This window comes from Roseateles chitinivorans (assembly GCF_050632235.1).
GTDB classification, from domain to species: Bacteria; Pseudomonadota; Gammaproteobacteria; order Burkholderiales; family Burkholderiaceae_C; genus Roseateles; species Roseateles chitinivorans_A.
The window spans coordinates 4,727,794-4,745,991 of sequence record NZ_CP192584.1 but is presented as its reverse complement, the minus strand read 5'-3'; the positions used below and the strand labels follow the sequence as shown (position 1 = coordinate 4,745,991).

The window sequence follows — 18,198 nt, the reverse complement described above, 5'->3', positions numbered from 1 at the left end:
AACGGTCGGGCTCAGTACTCGAACGACGCGTTCACGCTGACCGTGCGCGGCGAACCGAGCACCAGGTAGCCGCTGTTCGGGAAACCGCCCGACGACGCCCAGTAGTTGCGGTCCGCGACGTTGTCGACGCGGGCGCGCAAGGTGACCAGGTGACCGCGGACATCCATCGCGTAACGCGCGCCGACGTCCACACGGCCCCAGCCCGGCACGCTCAGCGTGTTCGTGGCGTTGGCGTAGACGCTGCCCGTGGCGATCACGCGCGCATCCAGCGACAGTCCCTGCACACCCGGCACGTTCCATTCAGTGCCCAGGTTCAGCATCGTGCGCGGCACGCCGATGACGCGCTTGCCCTCGGTGGTGGCGACGCCGGTGCTCTTCTGCTCGGCGTCCAGCCAGGTCAGCCCACCCAGCAGCTTCAGGCCGGCCATCGGCTCGCCGAAGGCGGTCAGCTCGATGCCCTGGTGACGGTCCTCGCCCTGCGCTTCGAACCCCAGCGTGCTCGTCACGACACCCCGCGGCTTGGCCGTCGAGAAGAACGCGAGCCCGCCGCCCACGCGTCCGGCATCGACCTTCAGGCCGACTTCCTTCTGCTTGGACAGGTAGGGATCCAGCACCTTGCCGATCGCCGCGGTCGCGGTCGACGGTGCGGAGTCGCCCTGCGTCAGGCCCTCGATGTAGTTGCCGTAGACCGAGAGCCACTTGCTGAACTTGAACACGACGCCGCCCATCGGGCTGGTCTTGCTGCGGTCGTAGGGCGTGCCCGGCGCGCCGGTGTTGTAGGCGTAGGTCCGCAGGTCCAGCGACTGGTGCCGCGCGCCCAGTGTCACGCGCAGCGCGTCGTCCAGCATCACCAGCGTATCGGCCACGGCGAGGCTGCGCAGGCGGGTCATGCCGGTGGTGGCGGGATCGTCCAGCCGGTTGCTGACGGAGATCAGCGCGGGCAGCGGCGCGGTGCCCTCGCCGTAGAGGTTGGTCGGGATCAGGCGCGGCGTGGCGGCCGTCGTGGAGACGCCGAAGGCGGCGCGCTTGTCGAGCCGGAAGGCGTTGGCCGACGCCACGAGTTCATGCTTCACCGGACCGGTGGTCAGCAGGCCGCGCAGGCCGACCTCGCCGGTGCGGACGCGGTCCTCGCGGGTGTTGTCGAAACGCGAGGTGGTGCCCGCACCGGTCGTGCTGTTGGTCAGCGTCAGGTTGGCCAGCGAGTTGGCCTCGTCGCTGCTACGCGCGCCGGCGGCGAACCACGCCGTCCAGCCCGTGCCCAGCCAACGGTCCAGGTCGACCTCGCCGCGCAGCGTCCCGAACAGGTCGCGCTCGTTCGAGTAGGTCCAGGGCTGCGCCCAGTTGGCGTCGCCGTCCGGCGCGGCAGGCACGGCGGTGGCGGTCGCGCCGAGGGTGACGTTGGTGCGGGTGCGCTTGAGCTTGTGGTCCTGGTAGCCGATGTCGGCGGACAGCCGCACGTCGCGGGCGCGCCAGTCCAGGCCGACCGAGGCCATGCCGAGGTTGACGCTTTCCTTGTCCACGCTGGTGTCGCCGGCGCGCGAGGCCAGGTTGACGCGCACGCCGGTGGCGTTGTCCGGGCCGAAGCGCCGGGCGACGTCGACGGCCAGGATGGTCTGTCCGCCGCTGGCGGTGCCGACCGTCATCTGCGTCAGCGGCTGGCTGGGCGCGCGCTTGGGCAGCAGGTTGATCGAGCCGCCGATGGCGTCGCTGTTGGGCGTGGAGCCGTTGAGGAAGGCCGAGGCGCCGCGCAGCACCTCGACGCGTTCGAAGAGCTCGGCCGAGATGTACTGGCGCGGCAGCAGGCCGTACAGGCCGTTGTAGGCGACGCTGTCGGAATTCAGGATGAAGCCGCGGATGAAGTAGCTTTCCTGGAAGTTGCCGAAGCCGCGGGCGAGGCGCACGCCGGGATCGTTCAGGAGCACGTCGCCGACGCTGTGTGCCTGCGTGTTCTGGATCAGCTCGTTGGTGTAGGCCGTCGTGCTGAACGGCGTGCTCATGATGTCCTGGTTGCCCAGCAGGCCGACCCGGCCGCCGCGCGCCACCTGGCCGCCGGCGTAGGACTTCACCAGCCCGCCGCGCGAGGCGTCCGCGCTGGCTTCGACGACGACCTTCTGCAGCTGTGTCGTCGCGGCCGAGGAGGCCGCCGAAGCGGGCGCCTCAGGGGCCGAGGCCTGCGTCACCGAGGGGCCAGATGGGGCCGACTGGGCGAAGGCGCCGCCATGCAGCGCGGCGGTCAGGGCGAGCGCCAGGGGCGCGAGGACGGGGCGGAAGGCGGCGGACGACATGACGATGAGAAGAGTTCGCAGATAAGAATGTTTCGCATTATCTGGAGCCCGCATGTCTGTCCGCTGCGGTCGCCACGTATGGCGCAGCAAACACCCCTTCCGAGGTAGGTAAGGGGGCGTTTGGTGGCTGGATTGCCCCGTTCTGGGGCGTTGGCCGTCGTTTTGAGGGGAAACCCGGGCGAAGTCGATCCAGAAAAATGAGCCGGGAACCCATTTCTTTTCTAAAGATCGGCTGGAAAGTGCCGATGACGGCGGGATACCTGGTCGCTTGAGGCCGGGTTCCTGGGGAAAAAGCCATGTCCAACGTCAGCCTGTCGACCGCCTTGTCCGGCCTCTCCGCCGCCAACGAGCGCCTGCGCGCGTCCGCGAACAACGTTGCCAACGCGGCCACGCCGGGGTATCGCCGCGAGCGGATCGAGGCGCAGACCGCCCAGGACGGCAACGGCGTGACGACCAAGGTCGAGAAGCTGCCGGAACCTGGCGCCGACCTGGCGGCGGACGTCGTCGAGCAGAAATCGGCGACCTACGCCTTCGTCGGCAACCTGCGGGTGCTGCAGACGCAGATCCGGGCCGAAGGCGCGCTGCTCGACATCCACGTCTGATCTGTCGCTCCCAATGACAAACGGCCGCGTTGAGCGGCCGTTTGTCGTTTCTGGAGACAGGGCTCCGCTCAGGGCTTCAACTCGAACAGCGACGAACCGTCGCCGTTGTCCTTGACCCGGGTCACCTGCGGCGTGTCTTTCAGATGCGCTGTGGCGCCGTTGCCGGACACGAACTGCAGCGCGACGCCCGGCACGGGCCGGATGCGCCAGGACGAGGCCGCGACCGCCGCGCTCAGCGACGGCTGCGCCGCCAGGAAATGCGCCAGGGCTTCGCGTGTCTCGTCCGGTGCGTCGACGACGACCTTGTCCGCCGCCAGCGCCGGGAAGTGGCCGCCGCCGTAGGCGCGGTAGTTGTTCGTCACGACGAGGAAGTCCGCGCGCTCGTCCAGCGGCTGGCCGCGCCAGCTCAGGTTCACGACACGCTGACCGTCGCTCACGCGCTTGCCATCCTTGTCGAAGCGGGCCGGCTGCGTCAGGTCGAGCTCGTAGCGCAGGCCGCCGTCCTGGCCCAGCATCATGTCGAAGTTGAAGCTCGGATAGCTCGTGTCCACGACGTCCTGACGCGCGGGCCCCTGCGGGTCGATGCGGCGGAATTGTCCGGCGGACATCTCCAGCCAGTCGCGCACCTGGGCCCCGCTCAGCTTCACGACCTTGATCGTGTTCGGGTAGACGTAGAGGTCGGCGACGTGCTTGATCGCCACGGGTCCGGCGGGGATGTCGGTGTATTGCGTCCAGCCCTGGCGGCCGCCCGACTTGAAGGGCGCGGCGGCGCTGAACATGGGCAGCTTCTCCAGCGCCGTGCCCTGGACCGCCTTCAGCGCGTAGGCCAACTGCGCCTGCGCGACCAGCCGCACGGCGGTGCCGTCGAGCACCTGCGAGAAGTAGCTCTGGATCGGCTGGTCCGCCACCGCGACCTGGCTGCGGACGTAGTCCAGCGTCGCCTGATGCTCGGTGGCGATGACGGCGGCCGGCATCGGGTCGGCGTCGACCAGCGGCTTGCGCGCGGTCCGGTCGAAGATCGGGCGCAGGCTGGACCGGCTGTCCGCCACGTGCCAGGTCTTGCCGGTCTGCTTCAAGGTGAGATCCACGATGCCGAGGTGATCGCCCCAGCGGCCGGGCATGACGGCGGGCGTACCGTAGAGCCGGCCCTTCTCGAGATCCACGCCGGGGTATCCGGCGAAGCCGGGACCGGGGAACTCCGTGTGGGCGTGACCCAGCAGCAGCGCGTCCACGCCCTTCACGCGGGCCAGTTGTGCCGCCATGTTCTCGGACAGCTTGGGCAGCTCGGTCTTGTCGATGCCGGTGTGGGCGATGACGACGACCAGGTCGGCGCCGCGCTTGCGCAGGTCGGCGACCTGTTCGGCGGCGGCGTCGACCATGTCGCGCACGCGCACCTTGCCGGCGAGGTTCTGACGATCCCACTCCAGGATCTGCGGCGGCGTCACGCCGATGACGCCGATCTTCAACGCGTGGTCCTTGCCGGACTCGTCGCGCATCGTGCGCTCGAGCATCACGCTGGGCGTGAACGCATGACGGCGGCCGTCGGCCTCCATCACGTTGGCGTTGAGGTACGGGAAGTTGGCGCCGGCGATGGCCTGACGCAGGAAGGGCAGGCCGTAGTTGAACTCGTGGTTGCCGAGGTTGGCGGCGTCCACGTCCAGCAGGTTCAGGATCTTGTAGGCGGGATGGACGTCCCCGGCCTTCAGCGGCTTCACGCGCGCGACGACGTCGCCCAGCGGATTGCCCTGCAACAGGTCGCCGTTGTCGAACAGCAGGCTGTTGGGCACCTCGGCGCGGGCGCGGTGGATCAGCGTGATCGTCTTGGCCAGGCCGAACTCCTGGGCCGGGCGGTCCTGGTAGTAGTCGTAGTTCAGCAGGTTCATGTGGATGTCGCTGGTCTCCAGCACGCGGAGCTTGAGCTCCGCGGCGGACAGCGGCATCGACAACACGCAGAGTCCGGTGAGCGCGACCCGGGCGATCACGCCCCGCGCTTGGCCCCGCAGGGCGCGCATCGACGTCGTGCGCATCGGATCAGGCCCAGTCGGTGCCGGCGACCAGCGCGGCGATCGCACGCTGGAAGCCTTCGGCATCGATCGCGTCGAAGCGGGCGGGCTCGGGGCTGTCGAGGTCGAAGACCCCGCGCAGCCGGCCCCCGGCGACGATGGGCAGCACCAGTTCCGAGCGCGAGGCCGCGTCGCAGGCGATGTGGCCGGGGAAGGCGTGGACGTCCTCGACGAGCTGGACTTCCTGCGTCCGCGCGCAGGCGCCGCAGACACCGCGGCTGAAGGCGATCCGCACGCAGGCGACCTTGCCCTGGAACGGTCCGAGGACCAGTTCCTGGTCGTCCTTCGGATTGACGAGGTAGAAGCCGGCCCAGTTCAGCGTCGGGACGGCGTTGAAGACCAGCGCCGAGAACTGCGCGAGGTTGGCGATCCAGTCGCGCTCGCCGTGCAGCAGGGCCTGGGTCTGGGCGACCAGCGTGTCGTACGAGGCGCGTTTGGCCTCGGCGCTGGACATGTTCAGCAGCGGAGTGGGTTCGAAGCTCATGGGGCGGGATTGTGGCGGAGGTCATGCCGGACGGTCGTCCGTCACGGCGAGAATGCGCCCCGATTCAAGGGAGATCGGAACGATGAACGCACGAGGGAAGGCGACGCTGCTGGCCGTCGCGATGGGACTGACGATGGCGGCGGGTGGCCGCGCCCAGGCGGACACGGCCGGGCCGGCCGCTGTTTCCGCGTCGGCGTCCGCGCCGGCCTCGCCGCTGCTGGGGCCCGACGAGCAGGTCGGATGGGTGACGCAGGGCGAATGGTCGCGCCGCTGGTGGGAATGGGCGCTGTCCTTCGAGGACGAGATCAGCCCCGTTGCCGACCGCTCCGGCGTCCAGTGCGGCAACCGGCAGTCGGGCGACGTGTTCTTCCTCGCGGGCACCTATGGCACCGCCCGCACCGTCCGCACTTGCCGGGTGCCGGCCGACAAGTACCTGTTCTTCCCGCTGATCAACTACGTGTTCACGCCGACGCGCACCGGCATGCCGAGCTGCGCGCAGGTCACGCGGGACGCCGAGCGCATCACGGACGGCGCGGAACTGCTCGTGCTGGAGGTGGACGGCGTGCGCTACGGCGATCTTCAGCGCCACCGGCAGGCCAGCCCGGAGTGCTTCAACGCGTGGGCGCGGCATCCCAGCGGCGCACGGCTGTTCCCCTCGGCGTCCAACGGCTACTACGTGATGCTCAAGCCGCTCCCGCGCGGCCGTCACACCGTGAACTTCGGCGGTGCGCTGCCGCGCATGTCGCAGGCGGTCAGCTACACATTGATCGTCGAGTAGGCCTCTTCTCGCGAGTCCTGCACGCCCAGCGGCAGCACGCACAGCGTGACCCCGTCGAGCGTGAGCACCAGTCCCAGCTGCCCGCCGACCTGCAGGACGCCGGAGGCGGCAGTGCCGCTCGACGCGGCGACGCCCGGACCGGCCGGAGCGGTCGCGGATCCCGCCGCCATCGCGCGGATCGGCGGCTGCCCGAGCATCGCCCAGAGCGCGCGCGGATCGCGCAGTCGCAGGCTGTCGAGGTACTGGCGGAAGACGAGGTCTTCGGCGGCATCGGGGGCCGTGGCGACCTCGACGTCGTCACGCCGCTGCCGCGTTCCGCCTGCCTCGATGGCAGCCTGGCGCAGTCGCGCGAGCGCGCGGCGCAAGCGCTGCCGGCTGGCGGTCTCGGATTGGCCCTTCGCGTGGGCGATCTCCGCGTGTTCGACCTCGAAGACCTCGTGCAGGAGGAGGGCGGCGCCATCCATCGGCGTCAGGTGCCAGGCCATCAGGCGCAGGGTCTGTGCGACTTCTTCCGCGAGCGCCGCCACCCACTCGGTCGACGGCGCCAGGGCGGACGTCGATCCCGGCGCCTCCCCGTGCATCGCTTCCAGCCACTGCCGCATCCAGTCGCGCCGCCGCAGGTGATCGATCGCCAGGTGGCGGACGACGGTGAGCAGCCAGGCCTGGGCGGCGTTCAGGCCCGTCGGAGCCGTCTCCAGCGCGCGGACGTAGGCGTCCTGCACCGCGTCTTCGGCCTCGGCCGGACCCAGCAGGCGGGTGGCCGCGCGGACCAGTCGGCGGTGGTCGGCATCCAGGAGGGGGTGGGCGCTGTCGTCGTGCATGGGGCGAGCTTGCCACAGGCGCTCGCTGTCACGCGGAAGGTGTCTCGTTCGTCAAGGCATCAGTCCAACCACGAGGAAACGCCCCCATGGAGCATCCCCCCCGCCGCCCCGTCCAGCGTCACCGAGCCGCGCACCTCCTACCTGGAGGAGAAGGCCTTCAAGGCGCGCACGCTGCTGATCTTCGGCACCGTCACCGACGTCCTGGCCGCCGACGTGACGCGTCGCCTCATCGCCCTGGACGCCGAGAGCGCCGATCCGATCGACGTGCTGGTCAGCTCACCGGGCGGACACCTGGAGTCCGGCGACGCGATCCACGACATCGTGCGATTCATCGCCGCGCCGGTGAACATGATCGGCACCGGCTGGGTCGGCAGCGCCGCCACCCACCTCTACCTGTCGGTGCCGCGCGAGCGTCGCTACTGCCTGCCCAACACCCGCTTCCTGATCCACCAGCCCAGCGGCGGCGCCGGCGGTCCGGCGAGCGACATCGCCATCCAGGCCCGCGAGATCATCAAGGCCCGGGAACGCATCGCCCGGACCATCGCGCGCGAGACGGGCAAGTCGCTGGAGGGGGTGCTCGAGGACATCGGCCGGGACCGCTGGCTCTCCGCCGAAGAGGCCGTCGAGTACGGGCTCGTGTCCCGCATCATCGAACGCAAGACCGAGCTCCGGGGCGGCTGAGCGGCCGCTCCGCTCAGCCCCACAGCGCCGGCTTGTTCACCATCAGGTAGAAGACGACGAGCACCGCGAGGAAGGCCGGGTAACCCAGGCCCTCCCACCAGCGGGCATAGCGCCAGTAGAGCGCCGGCAGCGGCTGGCCACTGGCGAGCGCCGCGTCGGCCATCTGCGACAGGCGGATCTGCAGCCACACCACCGGCAGCCAGCAGGCGCCCGCGATGACGTACAGCGCGATCGAGAGCGCCAGCCACGGCGTGTCCAGCGCCCAGCCGGCGGTCATGGCCAGCCACACGCCGGTGAGCGGCTGCACGATCACCGCGGGCGTGGTGAACCAGAGGTCCGCGCGCTTGACCAGCCGCGCCACCACGGCCTGCGCCGCCAGGGATCCGCTCCGGTTGGCGAAGAACAGGTAGAAGGCCGAGCCGAAGCCGGTGCCCGCCAGCAGCACGCTCGACACGATGTGCAGCCACTTGATCACGAGGTAGGTGTTCATCTTTTCCTCCTGGAATTCTTCTTCGGGTGTCTTGTCGCCGGCGTCCGCGACGGTGCCGGCCGCGGTGTCAGGCCGGCGCGTCCTCGTCGAGGATCAGCAGCAGGATCGCCACCGGCAGGTTCTTGGTCAGGCAGCCCAGCGGATCCAGCCACAGCGAGGGCAGGATCACGGTCGCCACCGCCGTCATCAGCAGCATCATCCCGCCCGCCAGGCGGTACACCCAGCGGCGGTGCCAGCGCCACATCGCCAGCCCGATCAGCAGGTCGACCAGCGCGCCCGCGACGATGACCGGCGCGATCCAGGCGTCGGGGGTCTGCGCGGCGACCATCAGGTCGCGGCTGCGGCCGTCGAGCTCGATCAGGCTGGCCGCGCCGGTGGACAGCCACAGCGCGATCAGTCCGCCGCGCGCGACGATGCGCGTGCGGCGGTGCCGGAAGTTCACACGTCCGATGCCCATGCGGCCTCCACGAACTGTTCGACGGGAACCGACGGCCGGCCGAGCACGCGCTCGAACGCGGCGGCGTCGCCGATGTTGTCCTGCTCCAGCAGGGCCAGGCTCTCGCTGCTCCAGGGCTGACCGCTGACGAAGTCGCCCAGGCGGGCGCTCCAGCGGCTGGGCGCGTCCGGCAGCGGGATCACGCGGGCCGGTGCCTGCCCGCGCTGCCGCCGGAGTTCCCCGATGAAGGCGGACAGGCTCAGCGCCCGCGGACCGACCGCTGTCACGATCTCGGGGCCGCCGTCCTGCAGCAGCCGGAGCACGGCCTGCGCCACGTCCGGCACGGCGACCGGCTGCACCTGGGCCTGGACCGCCGCGCGCGGCAGGACCAGCACCGGCAGCCGGGCCAGGGTCATGAACAGCGCGGCGCTCGCGCCGCCGCGGCCGAAGACGATGCTCGGGCGCAGCACGGTGCCGTCGAGCCGGCCTTCGGCGCGCAGGCGCAGCAGCCCCTCGTCCGCGGCGCGCTTGGTCGTCGCGTAGCGGGTGGGGCTGTGCATCACGCCGTTCGCGGAGATCTGGATCACCCGCGTCACGCCCGCGCGGGCGCAGGCCTCGAACAGCGCGGCCGGGGCCTGGTGGTGGACCGGTTCGAGTTGGCGGCGCAGGGTGTCGCGCAGCAGGCCGACGGCGTTGACGACGGCGTCGAAGCCGGTCACGCGGGGCAGCCAGACGTCGGGTGACAGGTCTTGCTGGAAGTCCTGGGTGCGGGAGCTGCCCGCGGTCACGGCCAGACCGGCTTCGCGCAACGACCGCACGATGCGGCGGCCGACGAAGCCGCTGGCGCCGCACACCAGCACGGACCGGATGGCGGGCGCGTTCATGAGGGATCTCCGCTGCGGTCAATGCAGGGGATCAGCGAGTAGCTCGTCGGAGCAGCGCGGGAAACGGGGGTGGGGATGGCTCGCATGGCGTCCTCCTGTTTGTGGTGTGTTTGATATTTCAGTAGAGACAGAAATTCATGCTCAAAAAAGGGACCGGGTCAGGTCCCGTCCCCACGCACGAAGCGCTGCACGCTGGCGCCGAGCTTGAGCACCTTCTCGAGCGTCGACGGGGAGAGCCGCATCATTTCCTCGGACCAGGCGCCCAGCGTCTGCATCAGGCGCAGGCACTCGCGCACGCGGTCCTGCGCGTCGGGAGATTCGTCCTGGAAGCCCTTGTCCTCGACCAGCTCCGAGAGCATGCGCACGGTCGGATCGAATTCGCGGTGCTTGCGTTCGCGCACGATGGTGCGGAGCAGTTCCCAGACGTCGGCGGTCGTCTCGAAGTAATCGCGGCGGTCGCCCAGCACATGGGTCACACGGATCAGGTTCCAGCTCTGCAGTTCCTTGAGGCTGGTGCTGACGTTGGAGCGCGCGACCGAGAGGGTGTCGGCCAGCTCCTCCGCATTCAGCGGGCGGCCGTGGAAGTAGAGCAGCGCGTGGATCTGCGCCACGGTGCGGTTGACGCCCCAGGCGCTGCCCATCTCGCCCCAGTGCAGGACGAAGCGGCGGGCGGTGTCGGTGAGTTCCATGCGAACGACTGTAGCTCGACAGAAATTTCTGTCAAGACAGAAATTAATGCTGCGTCGGCGGGCGCTGTCCGCATTCCCCGGCCCGTGCCCCCTGCGCGGTGCTCACTCCCCTGGTTGCCGCGCGCCGTTGGCGTCTTGCGGACGCGTGATCGTCGCCACCTTGCCCATCCATTGCGACGCCGCTCCCGACAACCAGGCGCGGGCGGTTTCGGAGCGCTTGAGTTGAAGGTCGAGGTAGGCGACGCTGACCTGCTGGGCCGCGGTGAGCCCGAGCTGCTGTTCGTGGAGTTGCCGGTAGTCGGGGACGGCGGGCACCGGCGCCAGCCGGGTCGGGCCCTCCTGGCCGCGTCCGCCTCGACCGCCGCCGCGACGTCCCTGCTGCTGGGGCTGCGATTGCGCCTGTTCCTCGGCGCTGCGGATGCGCTTCTGCTCGCGCTCGGCGTCCTCCGGACGCGGCTCGTTCCCGCCGAAGGCCGCGTGGCGGACCTCGTTCACGCTCAGCAGCCAGCCCCGGCCCGGCGGCATCGCGGGGAACGGCGCCCGGCGCCACTGGACGTCGCGCACCAGGCCGAGCACGTCGCTGTCGTCCGGTCCCGTCAGGCCGAGGACGGGCATGGCCACGTCCCGGTAGCGCGCCGGATCCGGCTGCGCGAACACCTGCGGACTGATCACGATCGCGGCGACGGGCTGGACCGCCTTCAAGGCCAGCACCGTGCCGTCCGCCTGCCGTTCGCCCGCCAGCGCCATGGCCGTCTGGGCGCCCAGCTCGTACCCGGCGACGACCGTCTTCGACCAGTCCAGCGAGCGCCAGGGCGCGTCGCCCTGGCGGCCGAGCCGCTGCGCTTCCGCGAGCAATTCGTCGAGCCGGGCCAGGCGCCGGCGCATCTGGGGCTCGGCATAGTGCCGGCGGCCCAGTTCGGTGAATTCCGCGGAGCGGGCCAGCGCCGACGACCAGGCCGTGGCGTCGTCCTCGAGCGGCTGCAGCGACAGCACCGCATACCCCGCCGCCGCCCACGCGCGGCGCCAGCGGATGCCGGCGGCGTCGGACTCGCCGAGACCGGGCAGGTAGAGGATGACCGGACGCGGGGCGGCGCTCGCGCCGGCTGGCAGCGTCAGGGTCAGCGGCACGTCGTCGCCGCGCAGGCGCCAGTTGATCGGCAGCACCGACACGGCCTCGCCCTGCGGCGCGTACCCGCGGGACGCGAACTCGCGTTGCTGCTGCTGTTCCTCGATGCGCGCCTTCGGCGGCCCGCCGCCGCAGCCGCTCAGCAGCAGCGCCGTGCCGAGCAAGGCCGCCGCCGCGAGAGCCAGGGAGCGTGCGGGGGCGTGCGGGGACGGCGTGGCGGCGGAACCGAGACGGAAACGGGGATGGGTCGGGTCGATCATGGGCGGCGACGCTAAGCGGACGATGTAAAGCGGGGATTGCTGGGTGCAAGTCCCGCCGCGCGGGCATGAAAAAGCGGCCCCGCAGGGCCGCTCATCATCGTCGCTCCGGCGCCGGTCACGCGGCGCCGGGGCGGCAGGCTCAATGCGCCGGCGCCGCGACCGGCGACAGGCCTTCCGGGATGTCCGCGTTGAAGCGCTGCAGCACATGACGGCTCATGCCCTTGGCGAGTTCCTCCTCGCCGTAGAACACGGTGCCGAGCTTCTCCCGGCGCAGCAGCTCGGATTCCTCTTCGCCATGCGTGCGCAGCACGATCTCGATGCCGGGGTTCAGCTGACGCGCCGTGTCGGCCATCTGCCGCGCCTTCATCGAGTCGGGCACCGCCACGACCAGCATCGCCGCGTTGGCGATGTGGGCCTGGACCAGCACCATGGGTTCGCTCGCGTCGCCGCTGACCGCCGCCATGCCGCGCTTGCGCAGCGCCTCGACGGTCTCGCGGCCCTCGTCGGCGACGACGAAGGGGATGCCGCGCTCGGTCAGCGCGTCGGCGATGCGCCGCCCCACGCGGCCATAACCGACCAGCACGACCTGACCCTCCAGGAACTGGCGGTCGGTGGACTGCGGCAGTTCGGCGTAGGGATCGTCCCGCTCCTCGAGCTTGCGCGCGAAGGACGAGCGCGCCAGCACCCAGCGCTGCAGCGGCGCGATCATCGCGAACATCACCGGGTTCAGCGCGATCGAGATCAGCGCCGCCGCCAGCACCAGGTTCATCCCGGCCTTGGGCAGCAGCCCCAGCTGGACGCCCAGGCCCGCGAGGATGAAGCTGAACTCGCCGATCTGCGCCAGGCTGGCCGACACCGTCATCGCCGTGTTGAGCGGATAGCGGAACACGATCACCAGCGCCGCGGCGGCGATCGCCTTGCCCAGCATCACGATCGCGACCACGCCCAGCAGGTGCAGCGGCTGGTCGATCAGCGTCATCGGGTCGAAGAGCATGCCCACCGACACGAAGAACAGCACCGAGAACGAGTCCCGCAGCGGCAGCGATTCCTGCGCGGCGCGGTGGCTGTACTCGGATTCGCGCATCACCGTGCCGGCGAAGAACGCGCCCAGCGCGAAGGACACGTGGAACAGCTCCGAGGCGCCGTAGGCGATGCCGATCGCCACCGCGATGACCATCAGCGTGAACAGTTCGCGCGAGCCGGTGCGCGCCACCTGCCACAGCATCCACGGCAGCACGCGCCGGCCGACCACCAGCATCAGCACGACGAACGCGGCCATCTGCGCCAGCGTCTCGGCGATGGTGCGCCACAGCGGCGCATCGGAGGACGCGCCCGGCGCGGCGTTGCCGCCCAGCACCGACGCCAGCGGCGGCAGCAGCACCAGGATCAGCACCGTGGCCAGGTCCTCGACCACCAGCCAGCCGACCGCGATGCGGCCGTTCATGGATTCGAGCGTGCCCCGCGACTCCAGCGCCTTCAGCAGCACCACCGTGCTGGCGCAGGACAGCGTCAGACCGAACACCAGCGCCTGGCCCGCGGGCCAGCCCCACCACATCGCCAGGCCCATGCCCAGCGCCGTGGCCGCGGCCATCTGCACGACCGCGCCGGGCAGCGCGATGCGCTTGACCGCCATCAGGTCCTTCAGCGAGAAGTGCAGCCCGACGCCGAACATCAGCAGCATCACGCCGATCTCCGACAGCTGCGCGGCGATGCCGACGTCCGCGACGAAGCCCGGCGTCGCCGGGCCGATCGCGATGCCGGCCAGCAGGTAGCCCACCAGCGCGGGCAGCTTGAGCCGCTCGGCGATGAAACCCAGGATCAGCGCCAGGCCGAAGCCCGCCGCCAGCGTGGAAATGAGGGAGACGTTGTGTTCCATCAGTGCACCGCTCCCGGACCGGCGACGGCGGCGAAGGCCTCGCGGTGACGGGGACCCTGCGCGAACGCGCCCAGGGCGGCGGCGATCCGGCGCTCCGCGTCCGCCGCGTCGGGCAGGTCGGGGCCGTAGATCTCCATCCAGGTCTGGAAGACCGGATCGTTGTCATGGCGCTGGAGCAGCCGCACCGGCCGTTCCTCGCGTGCCTGTTCGAAGGCGGCCAGCGCGGCCGTCAACTGGTCCGCGTGTACGCGGTAATAGACGTAGAGCTCGACCGGTGCGGTCGAGCGGTCGACAAGACGGGCAGGGGGCGCGGCGGCGCGCGTCGGCGGCGATGCAGTCATTCAGGTTCTCCGATGAGGTAAGGCAGGGGACGGGGGTGAGGACGGCGCCTTGCGCGCTGCCCAGGTGCAGGGTGCCGGACTCGAGCGCGGCGAGTTTCACCTCGGCCAGCAGCAGCGGGCGGCCTTCCTGCCGGCCGAAACCGGCGACCATGCCCGCGGGCTGGTCCGGGTCGGCGCTGTGGAAGATCTCCTGGCCCGGCGTGGCGTCGGCGTCGCTGCCGTCCAGCGCGAACAGGTGGGTGCGGCGCTTGATCGTGCCGCGGTACTGGCTGCGCGCGACGATCTCCTGGCCCGGGTAGCAGCCCTTCTGGAAGTTCACGCCGCCCAGCAGCTCCAGGTTGAGCATCTGGGGCACGAACTGTTCCACCGTGCCCTGGCGCACCCAGGCCAGGCCGGCGGTCACGTCCAGGCCCTGCCATTCCTCGGGATCGATCACCGGCAGGGCCGGCGCGGCGGCATCGGCCGGCTGCAGCAGCAGGAAGCGCGGCGTGAGGCCGTCGTCGGGCAGGCGGGTGGCCAGCGCCTCGCGGCCGTCGGCCAGGGGCACGCGGCCCACGGACCAGGTCGTCGCCGGAGCGGCGCCTTCCCCGGCCTCGGCCAGCCAGTCGCGCGCCTGGGCGCCGGACAGGCCCCAGACCGCCCAGCCCGCGCTGTCGTCGCTCAGCTTGCACTTGGCGCGCAGCACGAACATCGACAGCCGCTTGACCGTCGCCGGCACCACCTCGGCGGGCAGGGCCAGCAGCACGGACTGGTCGTCGGGCTTGACCGCCAGCATCGTCGCGAGCAGGCGTCCCTTGGCCGAGCAGTAGCCCGCCAGCCGGGCCTGGGCGCCGGTCTGCAGGGCCAGGTCTTGCGTCAGCTGGGTGTGCAGGAACTTGGCGGCTTCCTCGCCCTGGGCGCGGATCACGCCCCAGTCGGCGAGCCGGACGGCGCCCAGCGCCGAGGACGGCACGGGCGGCGGAGCGTGGTGGAGGTCTTCGATCATGGTCCGATTATCATCAGCCCCCGCATTTCACGAAGGGCATCGGGTCTTGTCACGCGCGAAAAACAGATCTCGCGGCACCGCGAGGAAAACGAAGAAGCAGTCGGGCCGCATCGGGCGCTGGCTGCTGTCCGCGCTGGTGGCGGCGATGGTGCTGGTCGGCGGGGGCGCGGCCGCGCTCTGGTGGTGGCTGCAGGCGCCGCTGGTGCTGGAGAAGCCGGGCGTCGAACTGTCGATCGAGCCGGGCACGCCGCCGCAGCAGGTCGCGCAGGCCTGGGTGGCGGCCGGCGTGCAGACCGATCCGCGCTTCCTGTACGCCTGGTTCCGGTATTCGGGACAGGCCCGGAAGATCCGGGCCGGCAGCTACGAGATCCATGCCGGCGTCACGCCGCGCGAGCTGCTCGACAAGATGGTGCGGGGCGATCAGGTGCTGGAACAGCTGCGCCTGATCGAGGGCTGGAACTTCCGCCAGTTGCGCGCCGCGATCGCCGCGGCACCCGCCTTGAAGCAGACCACCGCCGCCATGACGGACGCGCAGATCATGGCCGCGCTCGGCGCGCCCGGTCAGGCGCCCGAGGGACGTTTTTTCCCGGATACCTATGCCTACAGCCTGGGCGTCAGCGACCTGACAGTGCTCAAGCGGGCGCATGCGCTGATGCAGAAGCGGCTGGAGAGCGCCTGGGCGGGCCGCGGCGACGGCCTGCCGCTCAAGAGCGCGGACGAGGCGCTGATCCTGGCCTCCATCGTCGAGAAGGAGACCGGCGCGGCGGCGGACCGCGGCCTGGTCGCGGCGGTGTTCGTCAACCGGCTCAAGGTCGGCATGCCGCTGCAGACCGATCCGACGGTGATCTACGGCCTGGGCACGGACTACGACGGCAACCTGCGCAAGATCCACCTGCAGACCGACACGCCGTTCAACACCTACACCCGGGGCGGCCTGCCGCCGACGCCGATCGCGATGCCCGGCCTGGCCGCGCTGCAGGCGACGCTGCATCCGACGCCGTCCAAGGCGCTGTACTTCGTGTCGCGCGGGGACGGCACCAGCCAGTTCAGCGAGGACCTGGCCGCGCATAATCGGGCGGTCAACAAGTACCAGCGCGGCCGCTGAAGCGCCCGCGCTTCGCTTTTTGCGCTTCTTCCATCCGAGCTCAAGAGAGCCGAGAGAGCACCACGCGTGAGCGGTCGATTCATCACCTTCGAGGGCATCGACGGGGCAGGCAAGTCCACCCACATCGAGTCCGTCGCCCAACACCTGCGCCTGCACGGCGCCGAGCTGGTCCAGACCCGGGAGCCCGGCGGCACGCCGCTGGCCGAGTCGCTGCGGGGCCTGTTCCTGCACCAGGACATGGACGGCCTGACCGAGGCGCTGCTGGTCTTCGCCGCGCGCCGCGATCATGTGCAGCGCGTCATCGCCCCGTCGCTGGCGCTGGGCCAGACGGTGCTGTGCGACCGCTTCACCGACGCGAGCTTCGCCTACCAGGGCGGCGGACGCGGCATGGACGTCCAGGTGCTGGCCACGCTGGAGCAGTGGGTGCAGCAGGGGCGTCAGCCGGACCTGACCTTCTGGTTCGACGTGGACCCGGCCATTGCCGCGCAGCGCCGGGCGCAGGCCCGCGACGCGGACCGGCTGGAGCAACTGGATCTCGATTTCTTCGCCCGCGTCCGGGCCGGGTATCAGCGCCGCGCCGAGGGGTCGCGGGGGCGCATCGTCCGCATCGACGCTGGCGACACGATCGACGGCGTCGCGGGCCAGATCCGCGCCGAGCTGGAGCGCCGCGGATGGTGACCGATGCCGCCCTGAATGCCGACGGCGCCGCGGCGCTGGCCGAAGGCGGCCGTCTGCCGCTGCCCTGGCTGGCCGAGCCCCTGCACCAGGCGCTGACGCAGGGCCGCAGCCATGCGCTGCTGCTGCAGGGACCGGCCGGCGTCGGCCAGTTCGACCTGGCGCTGTTGCTGGCCCAGGCCTGGCTCTGCGAGGCTCGCAGCTCGACGGACCAGCCCGGCTGCGGCCGCTGCGCGAGCTGTCACCTGCTGCGTTCGCGCTCGCACCCCGACTTCCAGGTGCTGCTGCCCGAAGCGCTGCGCGAGGCCCTGGGCTTCGGCGCGATGGAGGCGGAGGGGAGGGCGCGTCCTCGGCCAAGGCCAGCAAGACCAAGCCCAGCCGCGAGATCAAGATCGAGGCGGTCCGCCAGATGCTGTCGTTCGCGCAGGTCAGCGCGGCGCGCGGCAAGGCCAAGGTGGTCCTGGTGTACCCGGCGGAGGCGTTGAACACCGTGGCCGCCAATGCGCTGCTGAAGACCTTGGAGGAACCGGCCGGACTGCTGCGTTTCGTGCTGGCGAGCGCCGCGCCGCAGCAGTTGCTGCCGACCATCCGCAGCCGCTGCCAGCCGCTGCAGATGGCGCTGCCCGGGCGCGAGGCCGCGCTGGCCTGGCTGACGGGGCAGGGCATCGACCAGCCCGGCGTGCTGCTGGACGCCACCGGCGGCCGTCCGCAGGAGGCGCTGCAGTGGAGCGAGGAGGGCATCGCCGCCAGAACCTGGCTGGAGCTGCCCCGCCGCATCGCCAAGGGCGAGGCGGTGGCGCTGACGGACTGGCCGGTGCCGCGCGCGATCGCCGCGATGCAGCGCCTGGTCCACGACCTGATGCGCATCGCCCACGGCGCCGGCCCGGCCTACTTCCCGCGCGACGCGCTGCCCAAGTTGCCTGCGGTGCGCACGGCGCTGGATCAATGGGCCAGGACCTTGCAGCAGGCGGCACGGCATGCCGATCACCCGCTCAACGCCGGGCTGCTGATGGAGTCGCTGGTGGCTCAGGGACAACAGGCGATGCGGCCGGCGCGCTGAACAATGCGTGATCGGCGCGTGATCTGCGCCTGCTCGACGCGGTAACCAAGTCTGACGCCGGGGCGCGGCGAGTAGACTTGTCATCATGAGCGAACTCAGCCTGAAACCGATGAGCACCACGCCCCCGCGTCCGCCCCCGTCCCGGCTCCCGCCGGCGGTGCCCGACCCAGCGTGATCCAGCTGGTGTTCAAGGAGAAGGGTGCGCTCTACGCCGCCTACATCCCGATCTTCTCGGAGGGCGGCGTCTTCGTGCCGACCACGCGTGACTACAAGCTCGGCGAGGACATCTACCTGCTGATGACCTTGCCCGAGGATCCCAACCGCTACCCGGTCGCCGGCAAGGTGGCCTGGCTGACGCCGGCCAACGCCTCGGGCGGCCGCACGCAGGGCGTGGGCGTGAAGTTCCCCGGCGACGAGAAGACCCGGGTGATCAAGCTCAAGATCGAGGAACTGCTGGGGACGGCGATCTCTTCGTCCAAGCCGACGCAGACGATCTGAGATCCCGGAGGTCGGCGGCGCGGGCCGCCGCAGCGCCCGGCCTTGAGCCGGGCGGAGTT

The 18,198-nt window shown here is 70.9% G+C and carries 20 protein-coding genes; 8 read left to right on the top strand and 12 right to left on the bottom strand.

What is annotated here, in order from left to right:
* Positions 1-11: 11 nt before the first annotated feature.
* The gene (locus ACQ859_RS21610) at positions 12-2,285 is read right to left on the bottom strand and encodes a TonB-dependent receptor (protein ID WP_431262689.1); all 2,274 of its coding nucleotides are present in this window, start codon (positions 2,283-2,285) and stop codon (positions 12-14) included.
* Positions 2,286-2,581: 296 nt separating this feature from the next.
* Between ACQ859_RS21610 and ACQ859_RS21605 the strand changes: the two genes are divergently transcribed.
* A complete protein-coding gene (locus ACQ859_RS21605; RefSeq protein ID WP_431262688.1) occupies positions 2,582-2,887 on the top strand; it encodes a flagellar basal body protein in 306 nt (101 codons plus the stop codon).
* A gap of 68 nt (positions 2,888-2,955) precedes the next feature.
* Here the strand turns inward: ACQ859_RS21605 and ACQ859_RS21600 are convergent, their stop codons facing one another.
* Positions 2,956-4,914: a bifunctional 2',3'-cyclic-nucleotide 2'-phosphodiesterase/3'-nucleotidase gene (locus tag ACQ859_RS21600; RefSeq protein ID WP_431262687.1), complete on the bottom strand. Its 1,959-nt coding sequence runs from the start codon at positions 4,912-4,914 to the stop codon at positions 2,956-2,958.
* Positions 4,915-4,918: 4 nt separating this feature from the next.
* Positions 4,919-5,434, bottom strand: coding sequence for a GAF domain-containing protein (locus ACQ859_RS21595; RefSeq protein ID WP_431262686.1), 516 nt, complete (start codon positions 5,432-5,434; stop codon positions 4,919-4,921).
* Between the two features lie 82 nt (positions 5,435-5,516).
* Here ACQ859_RS21595 and ACQ859_RS21590 point away from each other — a divergent pair, with 82 nt between their 5' ends.
* Positions 5,517-6,212, top strand: coding sequence for a hypothetical protein (locus ACQ859_RS21590; RefSeq protein WP_431262685.1), 696 nt, complete (start codon positions 5,517-5,519; stop codon positions 6,210-6,212).
* Here the strand turns inward: ACQ859_RS21590 and ACQ859_RS21585 are convergent.
* Complete coding sequence (locus tag ACQ859_RS21585; protein WP_431262684.1) at positions 6,191-7,033, bottom strand: sigma-70 family RNA polymerase sigma factor; 843 nt, start codon at positions 7,031-7,033, stop codon at positions 6,191-6,193. The two genes, ACQ859_RS21590 and ACQ859_RS21585, sit on opposite strands and share 22 nt — an antisense overlap.
* Before the next feature lie 93 nt (positions 7,034-7,126).
* Between ACQ859_RS21585 and ACQ859_RS21580 the strand changes: the two genes are divergently transcribed.
* On the top strand, positions 7,127-7,714 hold the full coding sequence (locus ACQ859_RS21580) for an ATP-dependent Clp protease proteolytic subunit (protein ID WP_431266623.1): 588 nt from the start codon (positions 7,127-7,129) through the stop codon (positions 7,712-7,714).
* A gap of 13 nt (positions 7,715-7,727) precedes the next feature.
* Here the strand turns inward: ACQ859_RS21580 and ACQ859_RS21575 are convergent, their stop codons facing one another.
* The 8 genes from ACQ859_RS21575 to ACQ859_RS21540 form a co-directional block, all read right to left on the bottom strand.
* Positions 7,728-8,204, bottom strand: coding sequence for a DUF2269 family protein (locus ACQ859_RS21575; RefSeq protein WP_431262683.1), 477 nt, complete (start codon positions 8,202-8,204; stop codon positions 7,728-7,730).
* 67 nt (positions 8,205-8,271) lie between these two features.
* On the bottom strand, positions 8,272-8,661 hold the full coding sequence (locus tag ACQ859_RS21570) for a DoxX-like family protein (RefSeq protein WP_431262682.1): 390 nt from the start codon (positions 8,659-8,661) through the stop codon (positions 8,272-8,274).
* On the bottom strand, positions 8,643-9,524 hold the full coding sequence (locus ACQ859_RS21565; RefSeq protein ID WP_431262681.1) for an NAD-dependent epimerase/dehydratase family protein: 882 nt from the start codon (positions 9,522-9,524) through the stop codon (positions 8,643-8,645). Before ACQ859_RS21565 ends, ACQ859_RS21570 begins: the two co-directional genes overlap by 19 nt.
* 158 nt (positions 9,525-9,682) lie before the next feature.
* On the bottom strand, positions 9,683-10,213 hold the full coding sequence (locus ACQ859_RS21560) for a GbsR/MarR family transcriptional regulator (RefSeq protein WP_431262680.1): 531 nt from the start codon (positions 10,211-10,213) through the stop codon (positions 9,683-9,685).
* A gap of 102 nt (positions 10,214-10,315) precedes the next feature.
* Positions 10,316-11,599 (bottom strand): alpha/beta hydrolase family protein, encoded by a 1,284-nt coding sequence (locus tag ACQ859_RS21555; RefSeq protein ID WP_431262679.1) that lies wholly within the window; start codon positions 11,597-11,599, stop codon positions 10,316-10,318.
* A 139-nt stretch (positions 11,600-11,738) separates the two neighbouring features.
* Positions 11,739-13,475: a YbaL family putative K(+) efflux transporter gene (ybaL, locus tag ACQ859_RS21550; protein WP_431262678.1), complete on the bottom strand. Its 1,737-nt coding sequence runs from the start codon at positions 13,473-13,475 to the stop codon at positions 11,739-11,741.
* Entirely contained in the window at positions 13,475-13,708 is a 234-nt protein-coding gene (locus ACQ859_RS21545) for a DUF4936 family protein (RefSeq protein WP_431262677.1), read from the bottom strand. Before ACQ859_RS21545 ends, ybaL begins: the two co-directional genes overlap by 1 nt.
* Positions 13,638-14,801, bottom strand: a complete 1,164-nt coding sequence (locus ACQ859_RS21540; RefSeq protein WP_431262676.1) for a YgfZ/GcvT domain-containing protein — start codon at positions 14,799-14,801, stop codon at positions 13,638-13,640. Before ACQ859_RS21540 ends, ACQ859_RS21545 begins: the two co-directional genes overlap by 71 nt.
* A 145-nt stretch (positions 14,802-14,946) precedes the next feature.
* Here ACQ859_RS21540 and mltG point away from each other — a divergent pair, with 145 nt between their 5' ends.
* The 5 genes from mltG to ACQ859_RS21515 all read left to right on the top strand — a co-directional run bounded on the left by mltG (position 14,947) and on the right by ACQ859_RS21515 (position 18,139).
* Complete coding sequence (gene mltG / locus ACQ859_RS21535; protein ID WP_431266622.1) at positions 14,947-15,906, top strand: endolytic transglycosylase MltG; 960 nt, start codon at positions 14,947-14,949, stop codon at positions 15,904-15,906.
* 66 nt (positions 15,907-15,972) lie between these two features.
* Positions 15,973-16,584: a dTMP kinase gene (gene tmk, locus ACQ859_RS21530; protein ID WP_431262675.1), complete on the top strand. Its 612-nt coding sequence runs from the start codon at positions 15,973-15,975 to the stop codon at positions 16,582-16,584.
* Positions 16,578-17,066 carry a hypothetical protein gene (locus ACQ859_RS21525; RefSeq protein WP_431262674.1) on the top strand — a complete coding sequence of 163 codons (489 nt, stop codon included), beginning with the start codon at positions 16,578-16,580 and terminating at the stop codon, positions 17,064-17,066. The genes tmk and ACQ859_RS21525 overlap by 7 nt, the downstream gene beginning before the upstream one ends.
* Positions 16,991-17,641 carry a hypothetical protein gene (locus ACQ859_RS21520; RefSeq protein ID WP_431262673.1) on the top strand — a complete coding sequence of 217 codons (651 nt, stop codon included), beginning with the start codon at positions 16,991-16,993 and terminating at the stop codon, positions 17,639-17,641. The genes ACQ859_RS21525 and ACQ859_RS21520 overlap by 76 nt, the downstream gene beginning before the upstream one ends.
* Positions 17,642-17,812: 171 nt before the next feature.
* A complete protein-coding gene (locus tag ACQ859_RS21515) occupies positions 17,813-18,139 on the top strand; it encodes a PilZ domain-containing protein (protein ID WP_431262672.1) in 327 nt (108 codons plus the stop codon).
* Positions 18,140-18,198: the final 59 nt, after the last annotated feature.